The organism is Psychrobacter cryohalolentis K5 (genome assembly GCF_000013905.1).
Taxonomy (GTDB): domain Bacteria; phylum Pseudomonadota; class Gammaproteobacteria; order Pseudomonadales; family Moraxellaceae; genus Psychrobacter; species Psychrobacter cryohalolentis.
Genome location: NC_007968.1, coordinates 1 through 13,784, shown reverse-complemented (window position 1 = coordinate 13,784; position 13,784 = coordinate 1). Strand labels below are relative to the sequence as shown.

Annotated in this window: 14 protein-coding genes and 1 pseudogene; 10 read left to right on the top strand and 5 right to left on the bottom strand. The window is 40.0% G+C overall.

Annotated features, from left to right (window positions below; translation table 11 throughout):
* Positions 1-31 precede the first annotated feature (31 nt).
* Positions 32-487: a MerR family transcriptional regulator gene (locus PCRYO_RS12815; protein WP_011512339.1), complete on the top strand. Its 456-nt coding sequence runs from the start codon at positions 32-34 to the stop codon at positions 485-487.
* Between the two features lie 119 nt (positions 488-606).
* Positions 607-1,068 (top strand): annotated as a pseudogene (locus tag PCRYO_RS12810) (recombinase family protein); the annotation flags it as partial.
* A gap of 319 nt (positions 1,069-1,387) precedes the next feature.
* Here PCRYO_RS12810 and PCRYO_RS12805 read toward each other — a convergent pair.
* Positions 1,388-2,968, bottom strand: coding sequence for a Fic family protein (locus tag PCRYO_RS12805; RefSeq protein WP_011512337.1), 1,581 nt, complete (start codon positions 2,966-2,968; stop codon positions 1,388-1,390).
* A 167-nt stretch (positions 2,969-3,135) separates the two neighbouring features.
* Positions 3,136-3,732: a recombinase family protein gene (locus PCRYO_RS12800; protein ID WP_011512336.1), complete on the bottom strand. Its 597-nt coding sequence runs from the start codon at positions 3,730-3,732 to the stop codon at positions 3,136-3,138.
* Between the two features lie 252 nt (positions 3,733-3,984).
* On the opposite strand from PCRYO_RS12800, the gene PCRYO_RS12795 reads away from it, so the two are divergent.
* Positions 3,985-4,332, top strand: a complete 348-nt coding sequence (locus tag PCRYO_RS12795; protein ID WP_011512335.1) for a type II toxin-antitoxin system RelE/ParE family toxin — start codon at positions 3,985-3,987, stop codon at positions 4,330-4,332.
* A gap of 1 nt (position 4,333) precedes the next feature.
* On the top strand, positions 4,334-4,636 hold the full coding sequence (locus PCRYO_RS12790; protein ID WP_011512377.1) for a helix-turn-helix domain-containing protein: 303 nt from the start codon (positions 4,334-4,336) through the stop codon (positions 4,634-4,636).
* A 392-nt stretch (positions 4,637-5,028) separates the two neighbouring features.
* On the opposite strand, the gene PCRYO_RS12785 is transcribed toward PCRYO_RS12790, so the two are convergent.
* Positions 5,029-5,388 carry a hypothetical protein gene (locus PCRYO_RS12785; RefSeq protein ID WP_041753786.1) on the bottom strand — a complete coding sequence of 120 codons (360 nt, stop codon included), beginning with the start codon at positions 5,386-5,388 and terminating at the stop codon, positions 5,029-5,031.
* 172 nt (positions 5,389-5,560) lie between these two features.
* Between PCRYO_RS12785 and PCRYO_RS12780 the strand changes: the two genes are divergently transcribed.
* The 5 genes from PCRYO_RS12780 to PCRYO_RS12760 all read left to right on the top strand — a co-directional run bounded on the left by PCRYO_RS12780 (position 5,561) and on the right by PCRYO_RS12760 (position 11,020).
* Positions 5,561-7,333: a potassium/proton antiporter gene (locus PCRYO_RS12780; RefSeq protein WP_011512376.1), complete on the top strand. Its 1,773-nt coding sequence runs from the start codon at positions 5,561-5,563 to the stop codon at positions 7,331-7,333.
* A 452-nt stretch (positions 7,334-7,785) separates the two neighbouring features.
* Positions 7,786-8,850, top strand: coding sequence for a DUF475 domain-containing protein (locus tag PCRYO_RS12775; RefSeq protein ID WP_011512375.1), 1,065 nt, complete (start codon positions 7,786-7,788; stop codon positions 8,848-8,850).
* Between the two features lie 162 nt (positions 8,851-9,012).
* Complete coding sequence (locus PCRYO_RS12770; RefSeq protein ID WP_011512374.1) at positions 9,013-9,537, top strand: TIGR00645 family protein; 525 nt, start codon at positions 9,013-9,015, stop codon at positions 9,535-9,537.
* A gap of 59 nt (positions 9,538-9,596) precedes the next feature.
* On the top strand, positions 9,597-10,520 hold the full coding sequence (locus tag PCRYO_RS12765) for a DUF808 domain-containing protein (RefSeq protein WP_011512373.1): 924 nt from the start codon (positions 9,597-9,599) through the stop codon (positions 10,518-10,520).
* 56 nt (positions 10,521-10,576) lie between these two features.
* On the top strand, positions 10,577-11,020 hold the full coding sequence (locus PCRYO_RS12760) for an MgtC/SapB family protein (RefSeq protein WP_011512367.1): 444 nt from the start codon (positions 10,577-10,579) through the stop codon (positions 11,018-11,020).
* Between the two features lie 647 nt (positions 11,021-11,667).
* Here PCRYO_RS12760 and PCRYO_RS12755 read toward each other — a convergent pair.
* Positions 11,668-12,237: a PepSY domain-containing protein gene (locus PCRYO_RS12755; RefSeq protein WP_011512356.1), complete on the bottom strand. Its 570-nt coding sequence runs from the start codon at positions 12,235-12,237 to the stop codon at positions 11,668-11,670.
* 359 nt (positions 12,238-12,596) lie between these two features.
* On the opposite strand from PCRYO_RS12755, the gene PCRYO_RS12750 reads away from it, so the two are divergent.
* A complete protein-coding gene (locus PCRYO_RS12750) occupies positions 12,597-13,073 on the top strand; it encodes a CinA family protein (protein WP_105575660.1) in 477 nt (158 codons plus the stop codon).
* On the opposite strand, the gene PCRYO_RS12745 is transcribed toward PCRYO_RS12750, so the two are convergent.
* On the bottom strand, positions 13,070-13,750 hold the full coding sequence (locus PCRYO_RS12745; protein ID WP_041753800.1) for a DUF421 domain-containing protein: 681 nt from the start codon (positions 13,748-13,750) through the stop codon (positions 13,070-13,072). The two genes, PCRYO_RS12750 and PCRYO_RS12745, sit on opposite strands and share 4 nt — an antisense overlap.
* Positions 13,751-13,784: the final 34 nt, after the last annotated feature.

The window sequence follows — 13,784 nt, the reverse complement described above, 5'->3', positions numbered from 1 at the left end:
TAAATGAAGTTCATTTTTGGGAGGTTATGCTATGCCGTCACACTCATCTTTTTTATTAATAGGGGCGTTAGCAGCGCAAGCTAACACCACCAAAGATACGGTTCGCCATTACTATGAAATGGGATTATTGAAATCTCGCAAATGCCAAGCAGGCTCAAGACTGTACACTGAATTTCATCCAGAATGTGTTGAGCGTATTGAAATGATTAAGAGTGCGCAAGCCATCGGGTTTAATCTGAATGAATTTAAAGAATTCCTGAATGATTATTACGATGGCACGATTGATGTTGATAAACAATTGAGTGTTATTACCCAAAAGCTCGCTGAAACAAAGCGTCAGCAAAATAATATTATCAATATGATTAACCACCTTGATGCTCATCATAAGGTTTTAAAAGATATAAAGATGCAAAATACAGGTCGTCTTTCTAAAACTGAATGGGAAGAAAGAATAGCGGAGCAACTGCTAAAAAATGATAAATCTTAGTCAGTTCTTAAAAGTATACCCCAAGGGAACCAGTTATTTCGGCCTTCAAACCTATTAACAGACCACTTAAAACAGACTGGTATAATGGAACCACTTATAACAGACTATTTTAGGTGTTTATGTTTATCAGAGCGTATCTACGAGCGTCTACCAAAGAACAAGATGCTAAACGTGCCAAAAGCGAACTCATAGCATTTGCCAACGATCATGGCCACAAAATTGCTGCCTTCTATGTCTAAAACGAATCAGGCGCTACCTTGGTGCGACCCACGCTTATGCAGCTGATTGAAGATGCTCATAAGGCCGATGTTATCTTGGTTGAGCAGATTGATCGCTTGGCGCGTTTGAACCAAGCTGATTGGGATACGCTCAAAAGAATGCTATCAGAAAAAAAGCTCTCTATCGTATCAAAAGAGCTGCCGATCTCTTGTATGACGCCTCAATCTGAGAGTAGCATTGAATTTATGATCAGCATATTACAGACCATTAATTCGATTATGCTTGATATGCTCGCTGCTATTGTTAAAAAGGACTATGAGGATGGACTTAACCGTCAGATGCAATGTATTGCTTGTACTAAGGTAAATACTCAAATACTCAAATACTCAAATACTCAAATACTCAAATACTCAAATACTCAAATACTCAAATACTCAAATACTCAAATACTCAAATACTCAAAATTATTTTAATTATATATATTCATGCTTGTCAAATCAAAATAGCCTCCTATCAGTATTTCATTAAATTAAATAGGCTCAAGAAAAATACTAATTACGCTTTAGGCTACGGTATGTTAGCCGAATCTTTTATAAACGAATCATTATTGCAACGATGATACTGATACTAGCTTGAGCTTGATTATCAAGGCAGACTTTCCTGCGTATAGCAGGGTTTGTTCTAACTATTCAAACCATCTGCTTCATCTTTAAAAGTTTCTACAACGACAGAGAAAATATCGTCCCAAACCTCATTATTTGCCAAAAACGGATAATCCTTCAGTAGCTTATTACTTTTAACACCCTTATTTTGTAGCATGCTGCGAATGATTCTATCGGCATAGCTGTTGGGCATCTCAACAATCTCTTTTATCGCCAGTCGTGCATGGTCATGCTTTCTTAGGTACTGCGACTCGTTATGCATCTCTTTTTCAATAACATGAGCAATCAATCCTGATAAGTACTGAACGTGAGGCGTTAAGTCCATAAAGCGCCATGCCGGTTGAATAAGGTGAGTGTTTTCAAAATTTAAGTTTGAGCGAATACCATCAGGGTAAGTAATCACCTGTTTATTAAAGCTGTAATGATCACGGATTTGCTCCATAAGTGGCACGGATACACGGTCTAAAATTTTATCATAGGCATGACGGTCTGAGGGATGCTCAGCAATGGCTTGTGATATAGGTAGGATAATCGGCTCATGAATGACCTGGTCTCGCCTGAGGACGTCATTAATTAAGAAGCGATGTACACGGCCATTGCCATCCGCCAGCGGATGAATATATACAAAAGCAAAGGAAGCAACCGCACTACGTATCAGTGCCGATTGCCCCTCGGTCTTTTCCATAAATGCCTGTAACCCTTTGAGCTTTTCAGCAATGTCATCAGCAGGTGGCGCGATATAGTGCACAATCTCTTTAAAGCCATTGACCTGAGTATGCGACACAAAAACTGGTGATTGACGGATGCCGTACTGCTGAATAATAGTTTTACTACCCAATATCTCTTGTTGCAACTCTGCTAGCGACTCAGGATCAAGCGGAATATCGCCCTTGCCTGTGCGCCGTGCCATTACATCGGCGAAACGTTCAATACGTTTTAACTCTTTCCCTTCACCTTCTATGGTAAAGCTGGCTTTACTCTCTCGTAATGTCATCCATACGGAGGCACGCATCAGTAAGTCTTGCCCAAATTCATCGTTAAGTTTGTCAACCATCATGGCAATATCGAGTGCAGCTGCTTGCGTAAAGGCCTCTGTTTTCACCAGTATCGGACAGAAATGACGGGTTCCTGCTAGATTGTCATTGATACGCCAACGAGCATTCTTGATGACATGCGCAGGGCTTGAAGTAACCTGCTTCTTAGCATCTAAAGCGTCCACATAGTTACCGCCTAAATTACTCGGTACTGCTAACTGCTGACCCATGAGCCATTCATACAAGAAAGCCATTCTACGGGCATAGCTGCCTGTGGGCTCAGCGTTTACCCATGCTTGTACATCATCAGCCCCTATCTGCTCAAACAGACGAGTCAGTAACTCTAAACTCAGTACTTCATGACGCATGTGAAATTGTAAGTGCGCAATGATTGTGTCCAGTGGACGCGCGGTTTCCTGATAAGCGTTATGAATGACGTCACCGTCTTTATAGGTTTGTCTGCGCCCACCGATACTGCTGCTGACATATAAAGGGGAAACCAGCTCGATGCTTGCATGACGGATAAGCCATGCTGCGCCAATAGGGTCTGAGGTAGGGGTATTCATTATGAGTGGCTCAAGCGATTATAGATAAGCCATTTTGCGTAAAAACAATTATGAATGCAATATAATGATTATAATGAAGCATTATTGCATTAAATCGATTTTTATATGACGTTGTGATGCCTTTAGATAAAGCCCAAAGATCACGTTGAGTCGATATTTAAAACACCTCAGCTATTAACCTGCTTTAAGACACGATAAACGGTAGCTACGCCAACACCAACCGCCTTAGCGATCTCTTCTTTTGTCATATTGTTTTGACTGGCCAATGCTCTAATACGATTGTGTTTCACTGTATTGGCTTTCTTACCAGTGGGTTTATAGCCACTGTTGGCCAATCCTTGTTTAATGCGCTCTCTACGCTTGTCATTATCAAGCTTTGCCATGGTCGCTAATAAATCGATCAGCATATCGTTAATCACTTTTAGGATCTCACCTGTCATACCGTCACTCATCGTATGTGTGGTTGGTAGATCAGCCACCACCAATCGTAAGCCCTTATCTTTAATACGCTGCTTTAGAATCGAAAAATCATCTTGAGATAATCGGCTTAATCTATCCACGCTTTCAACCAGCAGAATATCGCCTTCTTCAGCGTCACTGAGTAATAGAGTAAGTGCGGGTCTATCAAGTTTCGTACCACTGAAATGTTCAACGTACTCCACATGGTTATCATCATAGCTTTGGCTAAAGTTAATCAAGTCAGACAAGGCTCTCTTAGCGTCTTGATCCTTAGTGCTTGCTCTCACATAAATACGAACGGTCATAACGCTACCTCTATTACTTAGACTCAATAATTAATGTTCATTGATAATAGCAAGATATTACTATCGTTTAATTACTAATATAAGTCAAATGATAGCTAAATTATCGTTTAGAGGTTTTATGTTTTGGGTATAGGTTAACGATAGAAAATATGGTCGCCACTAAGCATAGGCTGTTAAGAGCTGCTCACTATAATTGCAGACTGTCTCGATTAGCTGTATAATATAGACTATAATCTATATATTGGTTTTTATATGTGGACTGTCATCACAACAGAGCTGTTCAACCAATGGTTTGATCAGCAAGACGAATCAACGCAAGAAAAAGTACTGGCAGCTTTGGTGGTTTTAGAACAGCAAGGTCCAAGCTTGGGTCGCCCTTTAGTAGATACGGTGTATGATTCAAAGTTTACCAACATGAAAGAGTTGCGTATTCAGCACAGAGGCAAGCCACTCAGAGCCTTTTTTGCCTTTGACCCAAAGCGGCAAGCGATTGTGCTTTGTATTGGTGATAAGGGTAATAGAAAGCGTTTTTATAAAGAAATGCTAGCCACTGCAGACCAACAGTATGAGTGTCACCTCAGAACTTTAGGAGATCCATAACATGACTAAGACATTACAAGAGATGTTAGCTGAGCGCTCTTTGGATAGCCAAGCGCGTATTAAACAACTGGCAGAGCAACTGCTTTTAGAAAACCAGCTGTCTCGTATCCGTGAAGAGTTAGAGATCTCTCAAAAAGAGCTGGCTCAAACCATGGGTATTAAACAGCCTTCATTGTCTGCTATAGAAAATCGCGGCAATGATCTTAAAATATCGACCATGAAAAAATATGTTGAAGCTATGGGTGGTAAGCTTCGTATCGATGTTGAGCTGCCAACAGGGAAGCACATAGGCTTTAATGTGTAATAATGAATTCGAGTGATTCAAACGCTAATAAGCCACCCTCTTATGGTTGGCTTTTTTTTATTAAAAATATGCTAATAATAGTACGCTTGAAGTGGTTTTACTGCTTTAGTCCATTTTAAATGGTCTATCAATGGGTTTGAAGGGTGAGTTAGCCGGTTCCGCTCGGGTATACCCCAACTGAACCAGTAATTTAATTCCAGATTGAAAAGCTTTTCCTAAAAATTGTGCAACTGCTTATAATTCAATAACAGGAGAATAAGCAATGACTACTCAATCTGATATTAAAAAACTGGCTGAGCAAATGGCCAGCATCATGAGCAGCTTAAAAAATTTTAGAAAAAGGTGTGTTATTTAAAGTCTTATCTACTACAGCTCCATAGCTATACTGGAAGTTATTTAACCTGCCCTGTTTCTAATAAACTGCCATCTTTATCGAATAAGCAGTCGACGATAATGAGCGGGGCCGCATCCAAGCTATCTTCAGCGTAGTAATGTGTTATGACTTCAAAGTTACCATTATTTAATCGTCTGTAGTCTGTGTTTTTTCGTTTAATGTCCATAGATTTAAAACCTTTAAGCATGGGCTGTACTGCTTTCTGGCACTTCGTTAGCAATGCAATCTTTGATGTTTTTTGAGCTTGTTCGAGTTCAGTGTTTCTTTTTTTATCAGATGGGTTACTGCCATTTTGAATCCAAATATAAAATGCTGCAAATGTAATAATAGACAGTCCTGTCAGTGTCTCTTTTTTCATAATATGACTCATTTAGCGAAAATATAATAAGATATTTACCAACATACAAGCATAGCTCAGTTATTCTTAAGGAGTATGTTAAAACAATAATTAACCGTTGAAAGCAATGGGTAAATGTTACTCCCGTTCTGGTTAAAACAGCTTAGTATTATAAAATAGGGCTTAATGAAACATGGATACCTTAAATATCGTGTATCTCGTAGGAGCAGTATTAATTTTCGCCAGTATCATGGCAAGTACGTTATCGGCGCGTTTGGGTGTTCCACTTTTGCTATTGTTTTTAGTCGTCGGGATGCTCGCTGGTGAAGAAGGTATCTTGGGTATTGAATTTTCTCAATATGCGATAGCCAATTTTGTCGGACAAGCAGCCCTAGCCTGTATTTTGTTAGATGGTGGGTTGCGCACCTCTGTTAAATCATTCCGAGTTGGCTTAAAACCAGCCATCACACTGGCCACTTGGGGCGTACTTGCGACAGTCATGATACTGGGTGTATTCGTCACATGGCTGCTGGATGTCGATTGGCGCTTTGGGCTATTGCTAGCGGCAATCGTTGGCTCTACCGATGCGGCAGCGGTATTTTCACTGCTGCGTAATGGCGGTGTTAAGCTTAACGACCGCGTCCAAGCAACTTTGGAGCTTGAGTCTGGCGCCAACGACCCTTTAGCGATTTTGTTAGTCACAGGATTAATTGCTTTAAATGTTGATCCTGCCGGACAGACAGCGCTAGGCTTCTTAGGCCTACTATTACAACAGCTTAGTTTTGGTTTAGGAATGGGCTTGTTCTTTGGTTATTTCCTATCTCGATTATTACCCAAGATACATTTGGCAGAAGGTATGTATGCCATTTTAATAATGTCGGCGGGTTTAGCAGTGTTTTCTGCCACTAACTTACTGGGCGGTAGTGGGTTTCTCGCGGTCTTTATCGCTGGTATTATGATTGGCAACCATAAGGTACGCTCAACTGAGCATGTCATGCGCGTGATGGACAGCTTTGCGTGGTTGTCGCAAGCGGTGTTATTCGTGGTATTGGGCCTATTGGTCACGCCATCGAACGTTCTTGAAGTTTGGCCTTATTCAGTGGCCATTGCTGCCTTTATGATTTTAGTGGCTCGTCCTATTGCAGTCTATACCAGTGTTTTACCGTTTAAATTTAAAAACAAAGAGATCGGCTTTATCTCTTGGGTTGGCTTACGCGGTGCGGTACCCATCACCCTTGCCATGTTGCCAGTGATTGCAGGGGTAGATAATGCCTTTATGCTATTTGATATTGCTTTTGGTGTGGTAGTTTTATCATTAGTATTACAAGGGACGACCATTCCTTTTATGGCCAATCTGTTTAAGGTGCGTATTCCTAACAATAAGGGCCCAAAAGAAGAGCATGAAGTGTGGGTGTCAGATAGAGCAAGCATTACGTTGTATGAATTTGAAGTAAAGTTAGGTGCGTTTGCAATTGGTCGTCATCCGAGGGATATATCTGCGCGAATCAGCCCTGAAGGAATCCATGTTTTTGCCTTAGTGCGTGGTCAGCAAATCTTGGCAATTAATGAAGAGACTAAGCTCAAATTTGGCGATAGCGTTTGGTATGCCATGAGTGGCGATTATGCCGATCAGATTGCGAATGTTTTTAATGACACGACGTTAGACCGTAGAGCCATCGATGATTTTTATGGCGATTGGATGCTATCGCCGAGTGTCAAACTTAAAGATGTGCCTTTCTTTACCGATAGGATGAAATTCGAATCTCTAGAAGATACCCTGAACACGAAAAATATGTGGGAACAAACGGTTGCTGAATACATTAAGGATAGCTTAAAGATGGCACCCGTAGCAGGCGATACGGTTGCGATTAATGAGGAATGGTTGTTGGTCATTAAAGAAGTTGATGACCAAGGAAGACTGAGAACGATTGGCCTAAAACAACTAGAGGGGCCAGCGGTGGCATAGTTTCTATCATTATTAGACATAACATGGGCTAGTAGCCAAAAGGCAACCATTTAAGATAATTAATAGTCCTGTTAACATTGTTCATTCTAGGTAACTCATTAGCTCAAATTATGGTTTGTTTTACTGGTATCGCTAGGGTATACCCAAAATAGCAAAATTTTATTTGTGAGTGGAATTCGCATTTTTCTAAGTAATGCTAATACAGAAGCTAAACTACGCAGCATAACTCTATTTGATCAGTATCTTATACTTAGAATTATTATTAAAATATAAGGTGTTTTTAATCGCCAAAGCATAAAAAATACAGTGACAATTCTGCATAGAATATTTTAAAAAAATACTTTATATTCTATTAAAAATCACATAGGGAAGTGGCTCACGATAGCCACTTTTTTTATGCCTCATACTTTTAGTAGATACACTTAGCTTTACGCAACCAGACAGGATGTGTCATGAGACATTTTTATTTAGACTTCATCTTTACCGCCATTGCATTAGCGATCGCGGCATGGTGGGGATATTCACATGGCGGGATGGGTGGTTTGATCGCAACCTTATCTATTACCGCGATTTTGGCCGTCATGGAAATCTCATTATCATTCGATAATGCGGTGGTCAATGCCTCAGTTCTTAAAGGCTGGGATGAGTTTTGGAAAAAGATATTTTTAACCGTCGGTATTTTAATCGCCGTCTTCGGTATGCGTTTGGTATTCCCTATTGTCATCGTCGCGGTTACCGCTGATCTTGGTATGATGCAAGTTATAGATTTGGCATTGAACGATCCTAAAGAATACTCGGCAAGACTAATGGCACACCATGCTGAAATCTCAGCCTTTGGTGGTATCTTCTTACTATTGGTGTTCTTGAACTTTATCTTTGATGATAAAGAAGTACATTGGTTTGATTGGCTCGAGAGCCGCTTGGCAAAACTGGGTAAAGTCGATGCCATGAGCGTGTTTGTGGCGCTTATCGTGTTGATGATTGCGGTATCATTTGCTAACCCTGAGCAGTCAGCAGCGGTATTGATTGCGGGTATTTGGGGTATCTTGGTATACCTTGGCGTACAAGTGGTTTCTGGTATGCTTGAAGGTGATCTTGAAGAAGAACTAGACGCTCAAGGTAATAGTACTGGTGCTGCAACTAGCGCCATTATGAAAGGCGGTATTATCGGTTTCTTATACTTAGAAGTCCTTGATGCTTCATTCAGTTTCGATGGCGTGATTGGCGCATTTGCGATTACCAATGACGTTATCGTGATTATGCTGGGTCTTGCAATCGGTGCGATGTTTGTGCGTTCGATGACTATCTTCTTAGTTGATAAAGGCACGCTTGATGAGTTTGTCTATCTTGAACACGGCGCGCATTATGCCATCGGCGCTTTAGCCATCATCATGTTGTTATCGGTGAAATTCCATGTGCCAGAGCTTATTACGGGACTGATCGGTATTGCCTTTATTGGTTGGGCACTGCTTGCTTCACTGAAACATCGTAAGCAACAGGCAAAACTCACTGCTTAGAGTGTAGAGAATGTAAAGCAAAAAATTATTATCTTAGAATATCGTTAATAACAGGTTATACCAAATAATTGGTATAACCTGTTATTAACATGCATTGCTTTTTATTACCTAATAATAGACATCATATTTAAACATTTATATTACCCACAACAAGAGACACAAATGCTGAAGAAAGCTGAACAAAGATTAGAAAAAACCATATTTAATAGTCGTTGGCTGCTAGCACCGTTCTATTTGGGATTGGTGCTCGGTATCATTTTATTATTTATTAAGTTTTTTCAAGAGCTGTGGCATATGACGACTCATGTGTTCAGTGCATCTGAAGCCGATGTCATCGTTGGTACGTTGGCGCTTATCGACATGTCATTAGTCGCAAGTTTATTGCTTATCATCATATTTAGTGGTTATGAGATTTTTGTCTCAAAAATTGATACCGGAGATCATGAGGACCGCCCTGAATGGATGGGGAAAATCAATTTCTCTGGGCTAAAACTCAAAGTGATTGGTGCCATCGTTGCCATTTCTGCGATTGATCTTCTTAAATCATTTATGGATATACCTAAAGAGATGAGCGAAGGTGATGCTGATAGATTGATGTGGAAAGTGATTATCCATATGACGTTTGTACTGTCAGGCCTGTTATTTGCTTTGATGGATAAGATTGTCGGTGACACCAAAAAACATTAGAAAGACTTTAATAAAAAACCTATCAATTAATTTATATAAATAGACGCAAAGGAGCACACATGGCAGGAGCCAGTTTATTAACCTTGCTTGATGACATCAGTGTGATATTAGATGATGTGTCACTTATGACCAAGGTTGCCGTTAAAAAAACGGCGGGTGTATTGGGCGATGATCTAGCCCTTAATGCAGAGCAAGTTTCAGGTGTTAAAGCAGACCGTGAGCTGCCAGTAGTTTGGGCCGTTGCCAAAGGCTCATTCGTTAACAAGCTTATATTAGTGCCGTTAGCGTTGCTGATTAGTGCCATCTACCCGCCATTAGTCACGTTTTTATTGATGTGCGGAGGTGTCTATTTGGCTTATGAGGGTGCTGAAAAAATCATTCATAAGTTCTGGCCACATATCTTACCTCACGATGAAGAACAAATAGCCCGTCTACGTGCCAATGCTGATGAGACGATTGATTTGGTTGCTTTTGAAAAGGACAAAATCAAAGGTGCGGTGCGCACCGACTTTATTCTATCGGCTGAAATTATCGTAATTGCACTCGGCTCAGCAGTTGGAGCGACGCTTTTAGAGAAGAGCGTGATGCTGTCTATTATTGCTATTGGCATTACAGTAGGCGTTTATGGCTTAGTAGCGGGTATCGTTAAAATGGATGATTTAGGTCTTTACCTAATGAAACAGACGAACGGTGCAAAGCAGAAAATAGGTGGGATTTTATTGTCTGCGGCACCAAAGCTGATGAAGTTTCTATCGATTGCTGGGACATTAGCTATGTTTCTAGTGGGCGGCGGTATCTTAGTGCACGGGATCAGTTTTTTGCATCATGAAGTGGAAGACTTAGCGCACCTAACTGGCATATTTGGAAGTGTGACAACCATGCTCTTAAATGCGTTGGTAGGTTTAGCCGTCGGTGTTATTGTCGTGGCTATTGTCACCATGATTGGTAAATTACGCAGTAATAAGTCATCTTCGACGCATTAAAAATAACGATAATCACCCCTGTTCATTTAACCTTCTTTTAAAGAGTGCAATAAACCATGTTTGAATTTGATTTAAACTTAAAATTAATGGTATATCACCTAATTCAATTAGCAATTGCCTTCGTGCTTTCCCTACCGATTGCGCTTAATCGTGAGATGAAAGATAAGGGTGCAGGACTCAGAACTTTCCCATTAGTCAGTATTGCATCCTGTGCTTTCATGCTAGTGGCTGTCGATATCTATCATGGAGGTGCAGCAGAACCCGAAGCGAGAATCATGTACGCAATTATTACGGGCATGGGCTTTATCGGTGGTGGGGCTATTTTTAAAGGTGATAATACGGTAAAAGGCACTGCGACAGCTGCAAGTTTATGGAATACCGCTGCTATCGGCATCTCTGTTGCTTATGGACGTTATGAGATAGCGATTATATTATCAGTTGTTAATTTCTTAATTCTACAATTCTCAGAACCTTTCAAAGTAAAAGATAATCTTGAATAATTATTATTCGTCCCGGTTTGTATACTCAACCTTACATTTTGAAAGTTACATTGCTATGTACACTGATTTTATCTAAATAGATTTAGAGTACTAATAGCAATATCTCACAGCCTAAGGTTCAAGTCCTCACTAGGGTACCGGAGCAGTGAAAGCGCCTGATTGGTTATCTTGGGGTATACATATAAGGAATCGACCCGAGTAGTTTTGCCTCCGATACATTTGGGGTAGTTCAATATTGAACAATCCGCTAAGCCAATAAGCTAGTTCTTAAAATAATCTTCATCTGACTTGTCGTATAAAATGGCTTATCTAAATTATTTTATGATATATATCCAAAATACAACTCTTGTGTAGTGCAGTGACTATAGTAGCTGTACTGACAATGTGACTAATATAGTAACGTTTACTAGCAAGTAACTATCATCATTAATGTGATAAGTGACTCGTAAACGAGTAAAACTATCTCTTACCATACAAACAAAAAACGGCCAACAATCCACAAATATGAACCCACACTAGATACCAACAATTGTTTATTTAGACTTGCTATTAAATCAGAGTGGCCATTAAAAAGCCCCAAGCCACTTGAGAAAGTAGCTTAGGGCTTTTTAATATTTGAGGCTATATGCAATACAAGGTATCAGTAATTAATCATCACGATCAACGTCGCTTACCTGACTGCGCGTAATCTTACCAGTCATGCTGTCGACAACAACTTTATGAATCTGATTGCCTTTACCAATTTCAACTTTGTAGACAGGCTTGCCAAAATCCATATCGAATCCTACTTCCAGTACTTTCCCTTTCAGCGTTTGGTTTGCTTTTTTTATGGCTTGAGACAAACTTACTTTTGATTGTTTCATAGCCTTATATTCTGCCAAGTCTTCTTTGTCTAAACGCTCTGTGTCCCCTTTCGTGACCTTGCCTGTATTGGCATTCACGCTGACTTCTTGTTCATTATTGTTGGTAACGATGTTGATATCGTAATGGCTATTTGCGTTACGATATTCTTGATCAAAGTCTGCACTGATGATATCGCCTTTTACCGCTTTATTAGCAAGGACCAGCGCTTGCTCTAGGCTAATCTTACTCTGTGACGCTGCCGTTACCTCATTCACAGCAGGGGCTGCTTGACTGGCTGAAACAGAGGCAATGCTAAAGCTTGCGACACTCAGTGCCATTACAAGAGGTTTCTTCAATGTTGATAGTTTTTTCATAATAAAACCCTAAAATGCGTCAGTTTTTCTGCCGACTATTTATTAATTAGAATAAGAGATTGATTTCAAGATGAATAATGACATACAGTTAATCGCTATGTCTAAGTGATTTATGCTGAAAAACGTAACGGGCGTTATGACAAATGACGTTGGATAGAAAGATTCGGTTTCATTGGTTCTCTTGGGTATACTCTAATCTAATCAGATTACAGAACCTAAACTATTACCTATTCTACCTTTGCTAGTGCAAACCTAATTAAAAAAGACTGTTACGCAAATTCATCACGATATGAATTGAGTTTTTAATAGGAAAGGACTGTAATAGCCTTGATTGTTCTAATGTTGATATGGAGGGCGTTGTGACTAATAGCTGTGCAAAGTTGTTGGCAGATAAGCAATTAACCATAGTTTTTATTGAAAGTGCGACCGCGGGCTATCTAGCGCATCGCTTTTCTATGAGTCCTTATTCAGGCGACATATTAATGGGTGGCTTGGTATGTTACGACGTTGCGATAAAAAAGAACGTGTTAAATATATCAAGCCAATTAATTGCTGAGTGTACGCCTGAGTCACTAGAGGTAACAAAAGAACTGGTTAATAAGTCTAAGACAATGTTTGATGCCGACTTGCATGTCGCTTGTACAGGTTTATTAAAGCCTGGAGGCTCTGAAACGGAGGAGAAGCCTGTCGGAACGTTTTTTTATTGCATTGGTTATAAAGATGAGCTTTATGATTTTCGCAGCATCTGTCAAGGCGTGCCTGAGCAAAAGCTACGCAGCATCAATAGTCTTATTTGTAAGAGCATTATTGAGGTGGTAAACCGCCATACTGACTAATTTACAATCTTATTATTTAAAGCTTTAGCCCATCTTCTTGAATGATGGCAACGATTGCATTCTTCATTTGGCGCTGAAATACATTCGACATAACCGCAATGCATACAAGCATAGAGCTGACCATCCTTTAAGGTTTTCGTAGCCTGAAACTCTTTAGGAAAAATGGGTAGTCCATACTGTGTGTCCTCGTGTGGAAATAACAATACACTAAACTCACCATCTGTTTCGAGCAATCCTACTTCCACTTGTCCTAGGTGACGCACGCCTTGTTGGCGCATTTCAGCAAAGAACTCATCGTGCGACATTTTACCTTTCTTGACATCTTCCATTATTAACATGCCATTTTCTACGATATAAGTAGGTTTGCCTTCTAATAACAGCTCAAAAAGCTTATGTTTTGTGCTGAACCACGTAAAAAGTCTATAGAGAAAAAGGACAAGGCTCATGATGAGCACCGCTTGGATAAGTGGCAGATCCTCTGTAAACATTGGATCACCAGCAATAGAACCAAGTGCCAAAATTATAGTTAATTCGAAAATTGAAAGTTGGCGGATACCGCGCTTGCCTGTACTTCGTAATAACAAAATAATCAAGCAAAACATAATGGTGGTACGTATAACTATTTCTGCCGCAAAAGCCCATGTAGTGTCATAAATAAAAATACTTATCCAATCCATTTTGTTTTTCCTTGGTATATACCGTATAGCTAAA

Excerpts from the sequence above, each read along its gene's own strand:
- PCRYO_RS12815 (WP_011512339.1), top strand. The coding sequence starts at position 32 with ATGCCGTCACACTCATCTTTTTTATTAATAGGGGCGTTAGCAGCGCAA.
- PCRYO_RS12805 (WP_011512337.1), bottom strand. The coding sequence starts at position 2,968 with ATGAATACCCCTACCTCAGACCCTATTGGCGCAGCATGGCTTATCCGT.
- PCRYO_RS12800 (WP_011512336.1), bottom strand. The coding sequence starts at position 3,732 with ATGACCGTTCGTATTTATGTGAGAGCAAGCACTAAGGATCAAGACGCT.
- PCRYO_RS12795 (WP_011512335.1), top strand. The coding sequence starts at position 3,985 with ATGTGGACTGTCATCACAACAGAGCTGTTCAACCAATGGTTTGATCAG.
- PCRYO_RS12790 (WP_011512377.1), top strand. The coding sequence starts at position 4,334 with ATGACTAAGACATTACAAGAGATGTTAGCTGAGCGCTCTTTGGATAGC.
- PCRYO_RS12785 (WP_041753786.1), bottom strand. The coding sequence starts at position 5,388 with ATGAAAAAAGAGACACTGACAGGACTGTCTATTATTACATTTGCAGCA.
- PCRYO_RS12780 (WP_011512376.1), top strand. The coding sequence starts at position 5,561 with ATGGATACCTTAAATATCGTGTATCTCGTAGGAGCAGTATTAATTTTC.
- PCRYO_RS12775 (WP_011512375.1), top strand. The coding sequence starts at position 7,786 with ATGAGACATTTTTATTTAGACTTCATCTTTACCGCCATTGCATTAGCG.
- PCRYO_RS12770 (WP_011512374.1), top strand. The coding sequence starts at position 9,013 with ATGCTGAAGAAAGCTGAACAAAGATTAGAAAAAACCATATTTAATAGT.
- PCRYO_RS12765 (WP_011512373.1), top strand. The coding sequence starts at position 9,597 with ATGGCAGGAGCCAGTTTATTAACCTTGCTTGATGACATCAGTGTGATA.
- PCRYO_RS12760 (WP_011512367.1), top strand. The coding sequence starts at position 10,577 with ATGTTTGAATTTGATTTAAACTTAAAATTAATGGTATATCACCTAATT.
- PCRYO_RS12755 (WP_011512356.1), bottom strand. The coding sequence starts at position 12,237 with ATGAAAAAACTATCAACATTGAAGAAACCTCTTGTAATGGCACTGAGT.
- PCRYO_RS12745 (WP_041753800.1), bottom strand. The coding sequence starts at position 13,750 with ATGGATTGGATAAGTATTTTTATTTATGACACTACATGGGCTTTTGCG.